This window comes from Desulfobacter vibrioformis DSM 8776, assembly GCF_000745975.1.
GTDB classification, from domain to species: Bacteria; Desulfobacterota; Desulfobacteria; order Desulfobacterales; family Desulfobacteraceae; genus Desulfobacter; species Desulfobacter vibrioformis.
Genome location: NZ_JQKJ01000009.1, coordinates 56,459 through 76,040, shown reverse-complemented (window position 1 = coordinate 76,040; position 19,582 = coordinate 56,459). Strand labels below are relative to the sequence as shown.

At 47.6% G+C, this 19,582-nt stretch carries 12 protein-coding genes and 1 pseudogene; 4 read left to right on the top strand and 9 right to left on the bottom strand.

Features of this window, described 5'->3' with window-relative positions:
* Positions 1–21: 21 nt before the first annotated feature.
* From ispH to Q366_RS07045, 3 genes are read right to left on the bottom strand one after another with little or no spacing between them, the layout of a single operon-like run.
* Positions 22–1,728, bottom strand: coding sequence for a 4-hydroxy-3-methylbut-2-enyl diphosphate reductase (ispH, locus tag Q366_RS07055; protein ID WP_035237592.1), 1,707 nt, complete (start codon positions 1,726–1,728; stop codon positions 22–24).
* A complete protein-coding gene (locus Q366_RS07050; RefSeq protein WP_051957881.1) occupies positions 1,725–2,594 on the bottom strand; it encodes a ParB/RepB/Spo0J family partition protein in 870 nt (289 codons plus the stop codon). The genes ispH and Q366_RS07050 overlap by 4 nt, the downstream gene beginning before the upstream one ends.
* A complete protein-coding gene (locus tag Q366_RS07045) occupies positions 2,591–3,349 on the bottom strand; it encodes a ParA family protein (protein ID WP_035237591.1) in 759 nt (252 codons plus the stop codon). Before Q366_RS07045 ends, Q366_RS07050 begins: the two co-directional genes overlap by 4 nt.
* A 106-nt stretch (positions 3,350–3,455) precedes the next feature.
* On the opposite strand from Q366_RS07045, the gene hrpA reads away from it, so the two are divergent.
* The 3 genes and pseudogenes from hrpA (at position 3,456) to Q366_RS20140 (ending at position 11,275) form a co-directional block, all read left to right on the top strand.
* Positions 3,456–7,481, top strand: a complete 4,026-nt coding sequence (hrpA, locus tag Q366_RS07040) for an ATP-dependent RNA helicase HrpA (RefSeq protein ID WP_035237729.1) — start codon at positions 3,456–3,458, stop codon at positions 7,479–7,481.
* Between the two features lie 50 nt (positions 7,482–7,531).
* Positions 7,532–8,515: pseudogene (locus Q366_RS22330) on the top strand (cache domain-containing protein); the annotation flags it as partial.
* Positions 8,516–8,632: 117 nt separating this feature from the next.
* Positions 8,633–11,275: a PAS domain-containing protein gene (locus Q366_RS20140; protein ID WP_245619894.1), complete on the top strand. Its 2,643-nt coding sequence runs from the start codon at positions 8,633–8,635 to the stop codon at positions 11,273–11,275.
* Between the two features lie 84 nt (positions 11,276–11,359).
* On the opposite strand, the gene nhaA is transcribed toward Q366_RS20140, so the two are convergent.
* The gene (gene nhaA, locus Q366_RS07030; RefSeq protein WP_035237590.1) at positions 11,360–12,556 is read right to left on the bottom strand and encodes a Na+/H+ antiporter NhaA; all 1,197 of its coding nucleotides are present in this window, start codon (positions 12,554–12,556) and stop codon (positions 11,360–11,362) included.
* Positions 12,557–12,857: 301 nt separating this feature from the next.
* Between nhaA and Q366_RS07025 the strand changes: the two genes are divergently transcribed.
* A complete protein-coding gene (locus Q366_RS07025; protein ID WP_035237589.1) occupies positions 12,858–13,556 on the top strand; it encodes a DUF2231 domain-containing protein in 699 nt (232 codons plus the stop codon).
* A gap of 38 nt (positions 13,557–13,594) precedes the next feature.
* On the opposite strand, the gene Q366_RS07020 is transcribed toward Q366_RS07025, so the two are convergent.
* From Q366_RS07020 to Q366_RS07000, 5 genes are all read right to left on the bottom strand, one after another.
* Positions 13,595–14,137 carry a VOC family protein gene (locus tag Q366_RS07020; RefSeq protein WP_035237588.1) on the bottom strand — a complete coding sequence of 181 codons (543 nt, stop codon included), beginning with the start codon at positions 14,135–14,137 and terminating at the stop codon, positions 13,595–13,597.
* Between the two features lie 14 nt (positions 14,138–14,151).
* The gene (locus Q366_RS07015; RefSeq protein ID WP_035237587.1) at positions 14,152–15,051 is read right to left on the bottom strand and encodes a TIGR01777 family oxidoreductase; all 900 of its coding nucleotides are present in this window, start codon (positions 15,049–15,051) and stop codon (positions 14,152–14,154) included.
* An 88-nt stretch (positions 15,052–15,139) separates the two neighbouring features.
* Positions 15,140–16,528, bottom strand: coding sequence for a sigma-54-dependent transcriptional regulator (locus Q366_RS07010; RefSeq protein ID WP_035237586.1), 1,389 nt, complete (start codon positions 16,526–16,528; stop codon positions 15,140–15,142).
* A gap of 251 nt (positions 16,529–16,779) precedes the next feature.
* Positions 16,780–18,189: a gamma-aminobutyraldehyde dehydrogenase gene (locus Q366_RS07005; protein ID WP_211251871.1), complete on the bottom strand. Its 1,410-nt coding sequence runs from the start codon at positions 18,187–18,189 to the stop codon at positions 16,780–16,782.
* The gene (locus tag Q366_RS07000) at positions 18,189–19,580 is read right to left on the bottom strand and encodes an aminotransferase (protein ID WP_051957879.1); all 1,392 of its coding nucleotides are present in this window, start codon (positions 19,578–19,580) and stop codon (positions 18,189–18,191) included. The genes Q366_RS07005 and Q366_RS07000 overlap by 1 nt, the downstream gene beginning before the upstream one ends.
* Between the last annotated feature and the right edge of the window lie 2 nt (positions 19,581–19,582).

The window sequence follows — 19,582 nt, the reverse complement described above, 5'->3', positions numbered from 1 at the left end:
GCCGTAAAATAAGGATAATTATCAGCCGACAGCAGCGATCACACCTGCAATCAGCAAGGGGAACTCAAACCAAAACTCATAAAGATTAGCGGAAATCTCCCTGTCGTTTTTATACTGTATGATCAATATAAGCATAAACGCCGGTATCAGGGCAAGGCCACATACCACAGGCGATACCCAGACAGGTAAAATCAAAGGAATGAGAATGGCGGCCACAAGGGTGTAACGAATAAGTTTGAGGGTTTTCTTTTTGCCCAAAAGAATGGGAAGCGTCTCCCTGCCTGCAATCCGGTCTCCCTGGACAGCCAGAATATCCATAAAGGCTGTGCGGGCAAACGCTATCCCCGTGGCAAAAATAAAGGCGATCAGGGTCAATCCGAAGTGTGCGTTAAGTCGAAGCCCGGGCAGCAGGCTTGTCACAATACCCCATGCCGCTGCAATAAGAATGGTTTTTGATCCGGGCATGTCTTTAATCCGGTAAATTTTACGCCCGGAGAACACGAAAGGGACAATGGTGCGGTTATATGACATGCCCAACAGCATCATGATGAGCAGCACCCCAAAATACCCCCATCCCCTTGTCCATGCCAGGTAAAGCCCGGCCGCACCGGACAGGAACGCCACAACCAGAAGCCATCCCTTGTTTTTCTTATAAAGGGCTGCCCGGGCCGGTTTGTTGTAGGTGTCAGACCCGGTGGTCATCATGTTGTTCATGATCTGCATGGACAGAATATAAAACATGGCAATGACCGCTGGTATACCCGGATTTTGTGCGCCGGAAATCATGGCTGTTCCCAGGGTCAGGCAGCCTGCGCCTGCGGCCAGAATAACGTTGGTTTTCATCAGCACATCGATCACGGCCATCATTTTTCTTCGTCCGGGCTGTTTTTCCCTGAACGCCTGTTCCACCCTGCTGCAGGTATCATTGATAATCCAGTTGGGCGTGGAGGCCCCTGCGGTAATGGCAATGGATTGTACATGGCTGATGGATGCATAGTCGATTTCCGATGCCTGTTCAATGTGCATGGACGGATTTCCGGTCTCCGCAGCCACCTGGGCAAGGCGCTTTGTATTTCCGGAAAATTTACCCCCCACAACAATGACGGCGTCATGGGTGCCGGCCATTTTCCTGACCTCATTCTGCCGTTTTTCCGTGGAATCGCAGATGGTGTTAAAAATTTCGTAATGGGGGGCATTGTTACGGCACCAGGCCTTGATATCCGCAAAAATCTTGGTATTCTGCGTGGTCTGTGCCACCACCACTGCCTTTTCAAATCTGGGAAGTTCCTTAAGCTGATCCAGGCTGGTGATGGTATGGCCCTTACCCCGGGCATATCCCAGAAGACCGATCACCTCGGGATGTTTTTCATCACCCAGAATAATGGTGTCATAGCCTTTTTTTGAATATTTGTCGATGATCACCTGGACCCTTACCACCCGGGGACAAGTGGCGTTCAGCACAGTGAATCCGGCATCAGCCAGGGCCTTTTCATCCTGGGGCGGCACCCCGTGGGCCCGGATGAGCACAATGCCTTTCCCGGATTCAGGAATCGTGTCCATCCGAAAAATCTGTTTGCTTTCCAGCATCTCCAGAACCTGGGGATTATGGATTAAAGGACCATACGTATAAATGGGTTCCTTGGCTTTATTGGAGGCATCCAGCACCATGTCCACAGCCCGGCGGACGCCCATACAAAACCCGGCTGTTTTAGCAATTGAAATTTTCATGAAATTTTACTCAGCAACTCCACAAGACGGTTGAATTCGGCCCCGGAGGAGAATTTGATCTCGATTTTTCCACGGCCCCCGCGTTTCTTTATGGAGACCGGAAAGTTCATCCGGGAGGATATCTGGGAGGAGGTCTCTTCCAGAAACTGTTTTTCGTCAGCACTGATTTTTGTTGCAATTTTCTGGGGTTGTTTTTTAGCCTGATTGACCAGACGTTCGGTTTCCCGCACCGACAGATGTTGTTCCATCACCTGGGCGAACAAATAGAGCTGATTTTCAACACAGCCTGCCCCCAGCAGTGCCCGGGCATGTCCCATGCTGATCTGCTCGGAAATCAGACTCTCCTTGATCTCTTCGGGAAGACTGCGCAGACGCAGCAGGTTGGCAATGGTGGACCGGTTCTTGCCGATTTTTTCGGCCACCTTTTCCTGGGTATATCCAAACTCGTCAATAAGCCGGAAATAGGCTTCGGCTTCTTCTAATACGTTAAGATTTTTCCTTTGGATATTTTCAATAATCGAAACTTCAAGCACCTGCTCGTTCGTGAGATCCAGAATAATCACAGGCACCTGGGAAAGTCCGGCCGCTTTTGCGGCCCGCAAGCGCCGCTCTCCGGCAATCAGCTCATAGGCACCAGCCATTTTCCTGGCCAAAAGGGGCTGGAGCACACCCTGCTGGGCAATGGACTGGGTAAGCCGTTCCTGGTCCTCTTCACTGAACCGGGTTCTTGGCTGGTAGCGGTTAGGGCTTAACTGATCAATCTGACAAAAGAAAAAATCCGAATTTGTTTCAGGTTCTTCCATATCGGGGATCAGCGCTGATATGCCCCGGCCCAGACCGGTGTTTTTCCGTTTCTTGTTCATCATCGTTTTAAAAGTTCCCTGGCAAAGGACATATAACTTTTAGCACCTGGCGATGTTTTGTCATACAGAAGAACCGGAAGACCATAGCTTGGGGCCTCTGCAAGCTTCACATTACGGGGAATTTTTGTCTTGAACACCAGGTCTTTGAAATACTGGCTGGCGTCATCCACCACATTCTGGGACAGATTGGTCCTGCGGTCGAACATTGTCACCAAAATACCTTTGATTATCAAACTCTTGTTAAATGCATTCTTGACTCGCTTAATTGTATCCAAAAGCTGTCCTAGTCCTTCCAGGGCAAAAAACTCACTTTGCAGGGGAATGACAACGGCATGGCTTGCGGAAAAAGCGTTCAGCGTTAAAAGACTTAACGCCGGCGGACAGTCGATAATAATGAAATCAAATTTGTCAGCCACGGGCAACAAAAATTCCTTGAGTCGGGCCTCCCGTTTTGGGTCAGCCATCATCTCCACCTCAAATCCGATGAGATCAACATTAGCCGGCACCAGGTTCAGACCCGGCAGCATGGTGGGTAAAAGCATAGCCTCAATGCCGGCGTCTCCGATCAAACCGTCATACAAAGACGCTTCCAAGGCGGGTTTGTCCACCCCCATTGCGGTTGTGGCATTGGCCTGGGAATCACAATCCACAAGCAGCACTTTTTTTTTAAGTGTAGCAAGGCAAGCAGCCAGATTGACTGCCGTGGTCGTTTTACCCACCCCACCTTTCTGATTGGCAATACTGATAATTTGAGTCATAATTTAAATTTTCTATCACAATTATGGTGTATAGGCAAACATATAGCCGGCCGTGTCAAAGGGTTTATTTGACATTTTCAAAACCTTGGCTACTATTTGCGGTATTATGTCAATTCCAGATCAAATCAACGCACTCATCCCCAAGGCCATGTGCCGGGATCGATATAGTTTGCTGCGCGCCTTGCGCAGCAGCCAAAAACCCGGTCAGAGACCAGGCAAAAATCTTTTAAACGATCTTCTGGCAAAAGCGCAGACATCGGCAGATATCAGGCAGCAGCGCATGGACAACCTGCCCCGAAACATCCGCTTTGACCCGAATCTGCCCATCAATGCCGGAAAAGAGAAGATCATTAAGGCCATACAGAATCATTCTGTGGTGATCATTTCAGGTGAAACCGGGTCCGGTAAAACCACCCAGATTCCTAAATTATGCCTGGAAGCGGGCCGGGGTATTTCCGGCATGATCGGCTGCACCCAGCCCCGGCGTATTGCCGCCATGACCGTGGCCAAACGCATTGCCTTTGAGCTCAACGAATCTTTGGGCAGATCCGTGGGATATAAAATCCGGTTTGATGACCACACCCCTGACAACGCCTATATCAAGCTGATGACCGACGGCATTCTGCTGGCTGAAACCCAGCAGGATCGCTTTTTAAACCAGTACGACACCCTGATTGTGGATGAGGCCCATGAGCGCAGCCTTAATATTGATTTTGTCCTAGGCATCCTGCGCGGCCTTGTCAAAAAGCGCCGTGATCTCAAACTGATCATCACCAGTGCCACCATTGACACCGAGAAATTTTCCAAAGCCTTTGACAATGCCCCGGTGATTGAGGTCTCGGGCCGGATGTACCCGGTGGAACTGATCTATGCGCCCATTGAAGACGACAATAATAATGGTGACAGCACAGGCTCCCCGGATGACCAGGGTTATGTGGAGGCAGCAGCCAGGCAGACCGCGGATCTGTTAATGCGCACCCGCACCGGCGATATACTGATATTCATGCCCACGGAACAGGATATCGGGGAGACCATGGAAATACTTAAAGGAAAAAACCTGGTCGGGGTCACCATCCTGCCGTTGTTTGCACGGCTGTCAGCCGGAGAGCAATCAAAGGTCTTTCTTCCCGGACCCGGCAGAAAAGTGGTGGTCTCCACCAATGTGGCGGAAACATCTTTAACCATTCCCGGTATCAAGTATGTGGTGGACACAGGCCTTGCCCGGATTCCCTCCTATTCGCCAAGAACCCGGACCACGGCCTTGCCGGTCAGCCCCGTTTCCCAGTCCAGCGCCAACCAGCGCATGGGCCGCTGCGGCCGTGTGGAAAACGGGGTGTGCATCCGGCTATATGATGAAAATGATTTCAATGGCCGCCCGTTTTTTACAACGCCTGAAATTTTGCGCTCCAACCTGGCTGAAGTTATTTTACGCATGATTGCCTTGGGGCTTGGAGATGTATCCGTCTTTCCCTTTATTGATCCGCCTGCCGCAAAAAGCATCAAGGACGGGTTCGACACGCTTTTGGAACTGAACGCCATTGAGGCCGACAGGCCCGGGGAAAAAACAGGGGCCAATAAAAACAGGGCAGGCAAAAAATACCGGCTCACCCCGTCAGGACGCTTAATGGCCAGACTGCCCATGGATCCGAAACTGTCCCGGATTCTGCTCAATGCAGGTGATACAGGGGTACTGCAGGAAGCAGCCGTCATCACCACGGCCCTGACCGTGTCCGACATCCGGCAGCGGCCGGCAGACAAAATCCAGGCCGCAGCCCAGAAACATGCCCAGTTCAAGGACCCGGCATCAGACTTTATCACCCTGCTCAACATCTGGAATGCCTGTAAAGACGCCCAAAACCGGCTGAAATCACGTTCGGCCCTTAGAAAATGGTGCATTGAAAATTTTCTGTCCTTCAAACGGCTGCGGGAGTGGCAGGATATCCATGGCCAGATCATCCGGATGATCAAAGAACACGGCATTGAGCAGACTGCGCCGTCAGCAGCGGTCCAAAACACAGTTGATTCCAAGGCCAGTCAGTTTGAGCAGGGCGGTCCCTTGTATGCCGCCATTCACAAGGCCATTCTCCAAGGGTATCTGGCTGGTATTGCCCAGAAAAAGGAAAAAAATCTTTTCACGGCTGCCAAGGGAAGACAGGCCGTGATCTTCCCCGGTTCCGGCCTGTTCAACAAAGCCGGAAACTGGATTGTGGCGGCCGAATACGTCAAGACCAGCCAGCTTTTTGCCCGGTGTGTGGGTAATATTGATCCGGCCTGGATTGAAGAGATCGGCCAAAACCTTTGCACACGCACCTACAGCGATCCCCACTGGGAAAAGAAACGCGGGGAGGTGGTGGCATCCGAACAGGTATCTTTGTTCGGCCTTATCCTTGCAAGCGGCAGATCCGTTGCCTATGGAAAAATCAATCCCCAAGAGTCCGGTGAGTTGTTCATCCGCCATGCCCTGGTCCAGGGGGAAATCTTCCAGGAATTCGGGTTCATGGCCCACAACAAAAATCTCATTGAAGAGATCGCAACCCTGGAGGACAAAACCCGGCAGCGGGATATCCTGGCTTCGGAGGATGAGATTTATATGTTCTACCAGTCCCGGCTGCCCAAACCCTTTTACAACATCCGCACCTTTGCCAAATTCATAAAAACCCTTGAAAGTGACACATTTCTGCGCATGGCCCGTGAGGATCTGCAGAAAACCGATGTGGACGAAGCGTTTCTATCCCGGTTCCCCGACACCCTTGCCACGGACCAGGGGGAATTTGTTCTGGATTACGAATTTAACCCCGGGGCAAAGACAGACGGAGTGACCCTTAAAGTGTCAAGCCAGGATGCGGCGCTTATCTCCCCCCACCAGGTGGACACCCTGGTACCGGGGTTGCTCAGGGAAAAGATCGCCGCATTGATCAAGGCACTGCCCAAAACCCACCGGGTAAAGCTGATGCCCATCCAGCAGCGGGCTGATTTTATTGCAGACCACCTGCCCGACTCGGATACGCCTTTATATTCAAAGCTGTCCCATGTCATCCAAAAACATTTCAACCTTGTGATTCCGGCCTCGGCCTGGTCAGATGCGGATCTTGCGGATCACTTGAAAATGCGGATATCCATCCGGGACCACAACGACAGGGAGATCAAATCCCTGAGGGACTTATCAAAACTGGGGACGTTTGCCCCCCAGGGCCCTGCCCTGCAACCCAATGCCTTTGAACAGGCAAAAAAGGCCTTTGAAAAAACAGGGATCCGGGAATGGAATTTTTCCGATCTTGAACAGGAAATCCAGTTGGACCAGGGCAATGGAGCCCAGCGTAAAGCCTTTCCCGGTCTTTGCTGCGGGCAAGACAGCGATGGGGTTACCTTAACCTTGTTCAAAACAAGACAAGAGGCCCTGGAGAGCCACGTCCAAGGGGTGTGCCGCCTGTTTGAAATCATGTTTCCAGATGATATCAAGGCAGTGAAAAAAGATATAAACAGGACCGAAGGCCTAGGCCGGTTCGCGCCCTACTTCAACGACCGGCCCACCTTTGCCCGGATGGCCTACAATGCCATGGCAAAGGCCTTTTTTCAAAAAGAGATCTTTACACAAAAAGCGTTTGATACCCATGTACAGACCCTCCGTCCCAAGCTGTACACCCTTGGCCAACAGGCCATGGAAGACATTCTGACCGTGGCCCGGGAATACGCTGCCTGTTTTGATCTGCTGCAGCGCTTAAGCCTTGCATCCAAAGATCGACCGGTTATTTTCGAGGCCCTGACAGCCATATTCAATGAGCTGAAAAACCTGTGCCCGGCCAATTTTCTGGAACTTTATGATTTAAAGCGGATTGCGCTGCTGCCCAAAAACCTGGAATGCCTGTCCATCCGTGCCAGGCGCTGGGTGGATAACCCGGTCAAAGAGGCCCATAAAAAACAGCTTGTTGCACCCTATGAGCGAAAACTTGCCCACCTGGTTTCAAGTCTTGATCCGGGTTCTTCAAAGGAGAAATCCAGGGCGGTGGAAGCATTTTTCTGGATGCTGGAGGAGTATAAAATCTCTGTATATGCCCAGGAGCTGAAAACCCGGTTCAAAATTTCGGCAAAACGCCTGGATAAAGCCATTATTGAAGCCTCCACAATGATCTGATATGAATCCTGAGTCGCAGTGAAGAATAGAAAAATTAAAAAGATATTGCCATGAATGGAAAAAAAATTTCAAAACCAACGATAACACATGCCCTGATAACAAAAGTAATGTTGATTGCCATTGGATCAATCAGCCTTATCGGCATTATTTGGATATGGAGTGAATTTGCAGGGCTTCAGGTTGAATTGAAATCCATGCGTGAGACACTTCTCCTTGCACAAAAAGAGTTCATAAAAAATGAAGTGGATAAGGTTATCTCTTATATTCAATTTGAAAAGAGCCAAGCGGATAAACAGCTTAAGTATTTTATTAAAGAACATGTTTATGAGGCACATGCTATTGCTTCAAATATATTTGAACAATTTAAGGGAATCAGGCCATCATCGGAGATTGAGGAAATTATCAAACAGGCCCTACGCCCCATACGATTCAATCATGGCCGGGGCTATTATTTTGCATTCAACCTTGAAGGGATTGAAGAATTGTTTGCCGGCAGGCCTGACATGGAAGGGCGGAACCTGTTGGATTTTCAGAATATTGATGGCCAGTATGTCATCAGAGACATGATAGATATTGTTCGAAAAAAGGGGGAAGATTTTTATTCATATACATGGACAAAGCCTGACGCCCACGGAAATTTTTCTAAACTATCCTTTGTTAAACTTTTCAAGCCCCTGAATTGGGTCATTGGTGCCGGCGAATATACAGACGATGTGGAACGGGATCTTCAAAACGCAGTTATTGAATATATAGAACAAATTTCATATAAAAACGATGGCTATGTGTTCGCTTCAAGGTGGGATGGGGTCTCCTTAACCCCCCCCGGCAAAGATCAAAACAACATAAATATGATCGATATCAATGGGGTAAAAATTGTACAGGAATTAATTCGTATCGCAAAAACAGGGTCTGGCTATGTAGAATATGTCATGCCGAAAATAGCCGGAAAAAAATCTGCCCCGAAATTGACTTATGTTGTCGGCATTCCGGAATGGAACTGGTACATAGGAACAGGGATATACATAGATGAGATTGAACGTGCCATTGGACAGAAAAGGACTGTGGTTGAAAAACAAATTTTTCAGCATATCATAAAAATTATTTTTATATTGGTTGTGCTTGTTCTTTTTTTAAGTTTTTTTGCGTTTGAGGTGGCTAAAAAATCCAAAGCCAATATTGATTTAATAACAAAATTTTTTAAAAAAGCCGCGACTGAATCCGTATCTATTAATCCTGATCTGATTGATTTCGCAGAGTTGGAAACGCTTGCACATTCAGCCAATGAGATGACAGGCGCAAGGCACAAAGCAGAGGAGGAGCTGAGGAAAAGTGAGGAAAGATTAAACCTGGCATTGGGTGCTGTGAATGATGCTGTCTGGGACTGGAATGCCATCACCGGAGATGTTTATTTCAGCTCACGCTGGTATACGATGCTGGGCTATGAGCCCAACGAATTTCCCCAGGCGTTTGAGACCTGGAGAAAATTGGTTCATCCCGATGATTTGCCGAAGGCAGAGCAAACCATATTGAAACATCTCGAATCCGGTGAACTGTTTCAGACTGAATTCCGCATGCAGACAAAAGAGGGCAAGTGGCGATGGATATTGGGCCGAGGTAAAACCGTTGAGAGAGATGACCAGGGGAATGCATCCCGAACGGTTGGCACACATATCGACATTACCGAACGCATCAATTACCAGAAGGAACAGGAGATTACGATCAATCTCCTGAACGCGTTACACAAAAAAACCACTTTACATGGCCTCATTCGTGAAGTCACCGGCTTACTTCAAAACTGGTCAGACTTTGAATCTGTGGGTATCTGCCTTCAAGAAGGAGATGACTACACTTACTCTGAAACAAGGGGGGAGGCTTCTCAATTTGTGGAATCCGAACACCATCTGTGTGGTGTGAATAAACAAGGAGGGCTGATTCGAGACAGTTTTGGAAATCCGATACTTGAGTACATGTGCGGGAATGTTGTAAAAGGCCGGTTTAATCCGGATTTGCCCTTCTTTACAAAGGAGGGAAGTTTTTGGACGAACAGCGCCACAGACCTCTTGGCATCCACAGCAGGCACAGGCCGCCATGCAAGTACGCGGAATCACTGCCATGGTGACGGGTATGAATCAGTGGCATTGATCCCCTTGACCCTTGGCAATCAAAGGATCGGTTTGCTTCAATTCAATGATCGGAAACGGGATCAATTGGATAATAACAAAATCGCCTTGTTTGAACGTCTGGCGTCAAGCCTGGCCATCGGTATTGCACAACGAAAAATCGCGTTAGCACTGAAAGAAAGCGAAGGAAAATACCGCTCAATGATGGAATCCATGACGGATTCGGCCTATATATGCTCCCACGATTTCATCATAGAATATATGAATCCGTCCATGATCAAACGGGTAGGCCGTGACGCCACAGGTGAATTTTGCTATAAGAGAATTCATGGGTTTGATGAAAAATGCCCCTGGTGTGTCCATGAAAAGGTCAGCATGGGCGGTTCTATCACCGAAGAAGTCCTGAGTCCTTTAGACAACAAAACTTACCTTGTTTCGAACTCACCCATCTTTCATACAGATGGATCAATTTCAAAATTGACTGTTTTCCGCGATATTACCAAAATCAAAAAAATGGAAGCACATGTTCAGCAATCCCAGAAGATGGAATCCATCGGAACGCTTGCTGGTGGTATCGCTCACGACTTCAATAATATTCTTTTCTCAATTATTGGTCATACAGAAATGCTCCTGGACGATACTCCGGAGGAAAACAGTTCAATCAGAAACAGCCTGAATGAAATTTATACGGGGTCCTTGCGCGCCAGAGATCTTGTTCACCAAATTCTTACCTTTTCACGCCAGGGAACCAATGATCTGAAATTGATGAAGCTGCAGCCGATTATCAAAGAAGCCTTAAAGCTTATCCGAGCGACAATTCCCACAACCATTTCTATCCATCAGAATCTGCAACCGAACTGCGGTACTGTGAATGCAGACCCTACACAGATCCATCAAATTGTCATGAACCTTGCGACCAATGCCTATCATGCCATGGAAGAACATGGCGGAGAACTCAAAGTAAGTCTCAAAGAAATTCAATTGGGCGAGCATGAGTTAATCACTCCTGGTATGATGCCAGGTTCGTACGCATGTTTGACTGTTGTCGATACTGGTACGGGTATGGATAAGGAAACAATTGATAAAATTTTTGAACCGTTTTTTACCACCAAGGAAAAGGGAAAAGGAACCGGAATGGGACTGTCGGTTGTCCACGGTATCGTTAAAAGCATGAACGGGGTGATCCAGATTCATAGTGAGCCTGGCAAGGGGAGTGCGTTCCATATTTTTCTGCCGATCGTAAAAAGTGATTTTGAAGAACAAAAAACCCAGACAAATGAACCCATACTCGGTGGTACTGAAAGCGTCCTTTTGGTGGATGATGAAAAGAGTATCATTGCTTTGGAAAGACAGACTCTGAATCGTTTAGGGTATCAGGTTACTTCGTGTACAAGCAGTACTGACGCTCTCGAAGCATTCAGGGCCAATCCGGATAAATTTGATTTGATTATCACAGATATGACCATGCCAAAGATGCTTGGAGATAAACTTGCCGCTGAATTGATCAAAATACGTGCTGATATCCCTGTGCTGCTTTGTACTGGTTTTAGCGAGCCAATGACAGATGACAAGATAAAATCTCTCGGAATTAAGGGTTTTTTAATGAAGCCGATTGGAATAAACGATCTTGCAAAAAAGATTCGGGACGTTTTGGATGAGACCAAAGATAAATGAAATTAAGCTGTTCTCATAAATTAACAATCTTGTCTATCACGGAAAATCTCGGAGAGCCATAAAAAAGCAATCAAACCTGGGAATTTATTTTTTGGGGCGTTCCCTATTCCCTAAACTCACCCTGAGCACCAGAAATCCCAGCAGACCTGAAAGCAGTGAACCCAATATGATACCGAGTCTTTCATCAAACAAAAGATTAACACCCGTTTCTTCAAAGGCGAGTGAACCAATAAATAAACTCATCGTAAAACCTATCCCACAAAGCGCAGAGATTCCATATAAACTGAGCCAATTCATGTTATCAGGCAACCTGGCGAGGTTGCATTTGATAAATAACCAACAAAATCCAAAAATGCCAATTTGTTTACCCAAAAACAAGCCCAACACAATCCCGACGGGTACGCCATGAAATATTTGGTTTGCCGTTACACCACTAAAATTGATTCCCGCATTTGCAAAGGCGAACACAGGCAAAACAAAGAACGCGACAATTGAATGCAAATCATTTTCCAGGCTGTTAAGGGGCGAATGGTCTGGGTCCTTTTTTGAACGCATAGGAATGAACATTGCCAGCAGCACACCAGCTAAGGTCGCGTGTATACCAGATTTTAACGTAGCTGCCCACATAATTGTACCAATGAGAATATAAGGACTGTTCGATATGATATTGCGTTTATTCATAAAAAAAAGAATTAACAAGCAGAGAAAGACAACGCCCAAGGCGAGAAGGGAAATTTTTGACGTATAGAAAAAGGCAATGATAAGTATCGCGCCAATATCATCAAAAATGGCCAAAGAGGTCAGGAAAATTTTCATGGAAGAAGGGACGCGAGAATTAAGTAATGTTAACACACCCAACGCGAATGCAATATCCGTTGCTGAAGGGATTGCCCAACCCTTAACCGCAACAGGATCATCAGCATTAAAAAACAGATATATTAATGCTGGAATTACCATACCTCCGACAGCACCGATTCCGGGTAATATTATTTTTCTTTTTTCTGAAAGCTCACCCTCGAGTAACTCACGTTTTAGTTCAAGACCAACCAAAAAAAAGAATATTGCCATCAATCCGTCATTGATCCAAAGCAGTAAGGGCTTTGCAATTTCCAGTGGGCCGATTCTTATTTCTACAGGTGTCGAAATAAAAAGTTTGTAATATGGCTCAAGAAATGAATTTGAGATCACTATGGCAAGCACTGCTGAGCAAAAAAGCAGTATCCCTCCAGTGGATTCTAACTTTAAAAAAGAAATAATTATTGATTCTCGATTATTCTGCATATGCATGCCTTATAAAAATATCCAACTCGCTATAATATTAATAGAATATCAATGGAAAAACATTTACCACTATTCAAAATGATTCGCAAATGTTTCCATTTAAACTTTGGGTTGGATCATTCTTAAAATTCAAATCAACATATTGTGTTTTCATCGTCTGAAGTCAGCTTGCAAAATCCGGTCAAACCCAATTTGTACATCAATTTAAGCTTGCTATACCGGCATGGAATATGCGAAATTGCAACACAGGTATGCTGAAATGTAATGATGCCCAGAAAGAATAATACAAAGGATCGAATCTATGAAACAATGGCAATGCACTGTATGTAAATACATTCATACAGGAGACGAACCCCCTGAAAAATGTCCGGTGTGCGGTGTTTCCGGAAGCAAGTTTGTACTTCTTGAAGATGAGACAGTTAGTGAAGCACCCGCTGCTGAAGCCCCAGAGGTAGACGAGAAAAAAACAACAGCCCCGGAAAAAGAGGCTGCCGCTGAAAACAAGGCCGCAAACGATACTGAGACGCCCGGGGCGCCACCCTTGAAAAAAGAGGGCCGCGTGGCGGTCTACATGGAAAAAGCGGCTGAGTTGTCGGTCAAACATCATGCTCATCCGATGACGGTACACATGCCCAACGGGGTCATTCCTGTGGCCGCAATCCTGTTTATACTCTCGTGGATTTCCGGATCGCCTATACTGGCAAAGGCCGGGTTTATCAACCAGGTGTTCGTTCTCATTTCTCTGCCCGTGGTTGCAATGACAGGTGTCCTGGAATGGAAAAAAAAATATAACCAGGCCCTGACAACCATTTTTAAAGTAAAAATCGGTGCGGCCGCCGTAACCACAACCTGCTGCATCGCCTCAATGATCTGGTACCTGGTTGATCCCGGTGTACTGGAATCATCCGGGGCCTGGGTATTTGTTGTGATCAATATTCTGATGCTTGCTGCAGCCGGTGTGGCTGGCCACATTGGCGGGAAGCTGGTTTTTAAGGATTGAACGGCCTGTTAAAAACAGAAGAATTGTGTAAAAGAGGGCTAGCCCGTGGGTTGCCCTCTTTTAGGCTTCCCGGGTTGGGGGGCCGGCCTTTTCCCTGGTTGCGGCCCATGACCTTCCCGGGCAATATCACTTATATTGCGGTCACTCATACGAGGGATCTCCCTTAGGCTGCGTCCTTTGACCTCCGTGGTAAATTCAATGGGTATGTTGTTCGGGTCAAAGGAGTAGATGGAATGAATAAACCCGTGGTCTACCACAGGAGAGACCCAGAACCCAGCAGATTCCAGCAGGTTTTTCATTTCTTTAAGCGCCTCATCATTCTCCACACCGATGGCTACATGATCAAAAGCCAGAGGCTTTTTTGTCGGCTCGCCATGAAGCTTTTCATCGGGATTCATGGCTTCGGGCCATTCAAAAAAGGACACGATAGCATTTTCGCAAATTTCAAAATAATATTGCCTGTTCCGGCCGTCACCTGTGGCTGCCAGCATCCTCATTTCCAGAAGATCTCTCCAGAAACGAATGGTTTTGTCCATGTCATCGGTGATCAGAGCAATATGATGGATTCCTTTGTAAATCACGTTGCAGCCTCCTGTTATCGAACAAGATCACCGATAGCCGAATCAATATCCGCATAGGTAAACTTAAATCCCAACCGTTCGAGTTCACCGGACGCCATGCGCTGACTGCCCAGCAGGACATCACCCAGCTCCCCCATGATCAGACGGAGTATGAATCCCGGCGCATGAAAAAATGCCGGACGCCCCAAGGCCCGTGAAACAGCTTTGGTAAAATTTTTGTTTTGAACGGCATGGGGCGCAGAGAAGTTAATGATTCCCGATGCCTGATCATGATTGATCAAAAAAAGGACCGCCTCAACAAGATCGTGAATATGCATCCAGGCCATCCAGTGCTGACCGCTGCCCAGGTTTCCGCCCAATCCGAGTTTGAACGGCGTTTTCATCATTTTAAAAGCCCCCCCGTCTTTTCCCAGAATCATACCGAAACGCATAAGCACGGTGCGCACATCAAACTGCCGGGCCTTTAACGCTTCAGTTTCCCAGGCGTCACAGACATCGGATAAAAACCCCTCACCCTTAGACGTTGATTCCGTGAGAATCTCGTTGCCCCGGTCACCGTAATATCCCGAGGCCGAAGTGCTTAAAAATACTTTAACGGCGCCGTCTTTCATACCTTCAACAAGGTTCTGGGTTGTAAGAACCCGGCTTTCTAAAATATCCTTTTTCTTCTCTTTATTCCAAAGCGTGAAGATATTTTTCCCGGCAAGGTTGATAATCACATCCATATGGGAAACTTCAGACTGCCAGTCTCCTTTAACCGTGGTATCACAGACAAGCTGAGTAAACCCTTTTTTACCTGAATAGATGCTGTTTTGAGACCTCCCGGTGATGGTCACATCCCAACCTGAATCAAGCAAAGTCTTGGTCAAATGTGTTCCTACAAATCCGGTTCCACCTGTTATCATTGCTTTCATAAACTTGCCTCCTGATGGATAAATAATAATTTTTAACCCGAATAATTCAGTTCGTTACCCTCAATATAACATGAATGACATTGCAGTGTTATATTTTTGGAAATTTCATGCTCAGCCCGTAACGGTCCATTTTATTATACAAAGACCGCCGGGAAATGCCCAGGATCTCGCTGGTCCGGGACCGGTTTCCTCCGGTGTGGTCCAGGGTCCGGATAATCAATTCTTTTTCTACCTGGGCCAGCGTCATCCCCACACGGATGGTCATCCGGGTCTCCCGGTCCTGGTTCTGGCTGACCCGGCCGGGCAGGTTGCCGGTCCTGAGAACATCTTCTGTGGCAGAGATAACCGCACTCTGGATGGCGTTTTTCAGTTCCCTGACGTTGCCCGGCCAGGGATAGGCCTCAACGCAGTTGATAAAATCCGAAGACATGCCCCGGATATTTTTCTTGAAACCGTCGCAGGCCTGTTTGATAAAGTGGCTCACCAGCAGGGGGATGTCGCCGTTGCGTTCCCGCAGAGGCGGCATTTCAATGCTCAGGACATCCAGTCTGTAATACAGATCCTGTCTGAAGTTGCCCAGCCGGACCTCATCTTCAAGGTTTGAATTGGTGGCGGCAATCACCCGGGCATTGGCTTTCCGGCTCTCCTGACTGCCGATCCTGGAAAATTCACTGGTCTCTAAAAGCCTGAGCAGGCTGACCTGCATCCTCTGATCAATGGTACCGATCTCGTCCAGAAATACGGTTCCTCCCTCTGCTTGTTCAAAACACCCTTTCCTCAGCCTGGAGGCCCCGGTAAAGGCGCCGGCTACATGTCCGAACAGCTCGCTGGCCACCAGATCCTGGGGAAGGGAAGCAATATGGACCGGAATGCAAGGGGCCTGGGCCCTGGTGCTCAGTTCATGAATTGCCTGGGCCACCAATTCTTTGCCCGTACCGGTTTCGCCTGAAATCAGGACGGGAATATCTGTGGCTGCGGCCTGACGGATCTGCCGGTAGGTCTTCTGCATCACCGAGGATCTGCCGACCATGCTTTCAAAGGTTGTTTTCTCTGCCTCGGACTTTAAAAGCATATTGGGCCCCAATTGGGGTTGGGCCTGAATGGCGGACCCCATGAGCAACTTGAGTTCCTCGTTGCTGATGGGCAGGGTGGAATAGTGATAGGCCCCGGCCCGCAGCCCAAGATTGGCAAACTTCAGGGCGCCTGGTGGCATGAACAGCAAAATCTGGGTCTGGGGACATTTGGCTGAGATCAGTTCCAGGATATCCAAGGCGTCTGACTGCTGATTCCTGGCCATGGATCCGGAAAAGAGCATCAGATCAAACCGCTCTTTTTCAAACCGGTCCACAACAGTTTCAAGACTTCTTTCAAAGTCGATGGTGACCTGGTCTTCATTAAATACTTCCTTGACCTGGTCTGCGAGCAGTTTACCCTTATCCACACACAGAACGCGGATGGGGTCGTCTGGGTTATCCATTGGATTCCAGCACTTTTGTCAAGGTTGCCCAGCGGGTAAAAAACCAACAGATTGTAAAAGATATGCACAAAATTGAACTCGTTTCCTAAGAATGTTCCGACAAATTTCTTATGAACTACCATTAATTAATCGAGATTTCAAGGGGATAAAAAACAAGGCATGTGCATAAACTGCACACACCTTTGAAAAGCATAAAAGCAGATGAATAACCGCATATATCCATCTGTTTTTATCTTTTAAAATGGGGGGTTTTACATTTTCACCATAATATGCCGGACAACCGTGTAATCTTCCAGTCCGTACATTGAAAGATCCTTGCCGTATCCGGACATTTTAAATCCACCATGGGGCATCTCGGATGCATACATAAAATATGTATTAATCCATGTCACACCAAACTGAAGCATGGATGATACCCTGTGCGCTTTTTCGATATCCCTGGTCCAGATTGAGGATGCCAGGCCATATTTGCAATCATTGGCCCATTCAATGGCCTGATCAGCATCGTTGAACCGGGTGACGGAAACCACCGGCCCGAAAATCTCCTCCTGAACCACTTCGTCATCCTGACGGGCATCAATGATCAGGGTGGGTTCATAGAAATATCCGCGGTCAATTTTATTGCCGCCGGCAACAATTTTCAAATGCGGAACCTTTTTGGCACGCTCAACAAAGCTGCTGACAATCTCCCGTTGTTCTGCAGAAATTAACGGCCCGATATCATTGACGTCAATGCTTTTAACGGCTGCAGTCAGCTTTTCAACCACTTCCGGGTAGATCTTGTCCTGAACATACAAGCGACAGGCTGCAGTACAATCCTGCCCTGCATTGTAATATCCCCACAATGTCATATTTTCCACCAGATCATCGATATCACAATCATCAAATGCAATGACCGGGGCCTTACCCCCTAGCTCCAAATGGGTGCGCTTTACATTGGATGTGGCAGAGGCCAGCACCTGTTTACCGGTATTGACGGAACCGGTCACTGAAACCATCTGGATTTTTTCATGCCCGGCAATGTGTTTTCCGATAACACTGCCTTTACCCGTTACAATATTAAGTACACCGGCAGGAAACAGCTCCTTGATATCTTCCACCAACCCAAGCATGGTCAGGGGTGTGCATTCGGACGGCTTGAATACCACCGTATTTCCGGCGGCCAGGGCCGGGGCAATTTTCCAGGCCGCCATCATCAAAGGATAGTTCCAGGGGGCGATCTGGCCCACCACGCCCACCGGATCCCTGCGGATCATGCTGGTGAAGCCTTCAAGATATTCACCTGCGGCACTGCCGGACATGCAGCGGCAGGCGCCTGCAAAAAACCTGAAATGATCGGAAATGGCCGGCATTTCATCTTCCAGCATTCGCTGAAAGGGTTTACCGCAGTTCAGAGATTCAAGTTTTGCCAAAAGTTGTGCTTTTTCATCAATGCGATCGGCAAATTTATATAAAACCGTGGCCCTGTCAGCAAATGATTTTCTTTTCCAAGCCGGAAACGCTGCATTGGCGGCATCCACCGCCAGATCGACCTGGGCTGTGGTCGCACATGGCACATCAACTATAAATTCGTTATTTTCCGGACTGAAAAGAGATGTTTTTTCCGCTTCCCCATCCACGATATTTCCATTTATTAAAAGATGGGTCTCTATTTTTTCCATCACCTGGCCTCCTTGTTTATTTCATCCATTGTCGCGATAATACTGTCCCTTAAAATATCCACAATCTGATCAATGCCGGATTTATCGATAATTAACGGCGGAGATAATATGCATAAATTTTCATAGGGCCGGACAATGAGCCCTTTTTCCTGGCAAAATTCATCCACGCGTTGCGCAACAGCGATGTTTTCGTCCTCATCGTCTGACACCACACATTCCACACACGCCATTAAACAAAGGCCTCTGACATCGCCGACAATGGGAAACGACTTGAGTTCCGCCAGGCGTTGCATGAAATAGGGGCCAACTTCCCGGACATGTTCATTGATGTTGTCCCGGTCCATGATTTCAAGATATTTCAGGGCCGCAGCGCAGGCCACCGGATGCCCGGAATAGGTAAATCCGTTTGTGTAATATGAATTCTGCCTTGCCGATGCTCCGCTGATACGATTCATCAGCTTTTCGGATATGATGGCAGCCCCCAAAGGCTGATACCCCGAAGAGATCCCCTTGGCCACGGTAATGATATCCGGAACAATATCGAAAACATCTTCAGAGGCGAAATGGTGCCCCAGACGCCCGAATGCTGTGACCACTTCGTCTGAGATATACAGCACGTCATATTTTCTGCAGATATCCAAGGTTCTTTTATGATACCCTGGCGGCGGAACAATCACGCCGCCTGACCCCATGACGGGTTCGGCAATAAAACATGCGGCTTTGTCCGGCCCGAGCGCTAAAATCTTTTCTTCAAGTTCACGGACCCGAAGATCGCAGAAATCTTCAACACTCATGCCTGGCTCTCTTTTATACGGATTGGGATCAGGGATGGCGTGGACAATATCGGTGATGTAATGAAAGTAGCTTCGGTCGCATTTTTTGCCGTTCAGCGAGGCACTTAAATAGGTACTGCCGTGATAGGCATTTTCACGATAAATAATATGTTTTTTTTCGGGCTGGTCCAGGCAGTTAAAATAGTAATGAACAAACCGGATTGCGGATTCAACCGCCGTTGACCCGCTGGTTGTAAATTGAAAATGATTAAGATCCCCAGGGGTTAACTGGCTCAGTTGATGTGCAAGTTCGATGGACGGCGGGCTTGCCATGGCCCCGAAGGGGGTATAATAAACCAGGCGAATACACTGGTCGGCAATAGCTTCTGCCATCTCTTCATTTGCGTACCCCAGATTCACACACCACATGCCTGAGATCGAATCAATATATTGGTTGCCTTCATTGTCAAACACATGAATCCCTTTACCGGATTCAATGATCATGGACCGGGCATCACTGCCTAAATCCGACCACGGATGGATAATGTGTTTTTTATCTATTTCAGCAAGCGTCGCCTCTTTAGCCGCACAATGTATACGTTTTGCTTTCAAATTCATAA

Bases quoted from the DNA above. Each gene is read 5' to 3' on its own strand.
- ispH (WP_035237592.1), bottom strand. From the start codon at position 1,728: ATGAAAATTTCAATTGCTAAAACAGCCGGGTTTTGTATGGGCGTCCGC.
- Q366_RS07050 (WP_051957881.1), bottom strand. From the start codon at position 2,594: ATGATGAACAAGAAACGGAAAAACACCGGTCTGGGCCGGGGCATATCA.
- Q366_RS07045 (WP_035237591.1), bottom strand. From the start codon at position 3,349: ATGACTCAAATTATCAGTATTGCCAATCAGAAAGGTGGGGTGGGTAAA.
- hrpA (WP_035237729.1), top strand. From the start codon at position 3,456: ATGTCAATTCCAGATCAAATCAACGCACTCATCCCCAAGGCCATGTGC.
- nhaA (WP_035237590.1), bottom strand. From the start codon at position 12,556: ATGCAGAATAATCGAGAATCAATAATTATTTCTTTTTTAAAGTTAGAA.
- Q366_RS07025 (WP_035237589.1), top strand. From the start codon at position 12,858: ATGAAACAATGGCAATGCACTGTATGTAAATACATTCATACAGGAGAC.
- Q366_RS07015 (WP_035237587.1), bottom strand. From the start codon at position 15,051: ATGAAAGCAATGATAACAGGTGGAACCGGATTTGTAGGAACACATTTG.
- Q366_RS07010 (WP_035237586.1), bottom strand. From the start codon at position 16,528: ATGGATAACCCAGACGACCCCATCCGCGTTCTGTGTGTGGATAAGGGT.
- Q366_RS07005 (WP_211251871.1), bottom strand. From the start codon at position 18,189: ATGGAAAAAATAGAGACCCATCTTTTAATAAATGGAAATATCGTGGAT.
- Q366_RS07000 (WP_051957879.1), bottom strand. From the start codon at position 19,580: ATGAATTTGAAAGCAAAACGTATACATTGTGCGGCTAAAGAGGCGACG.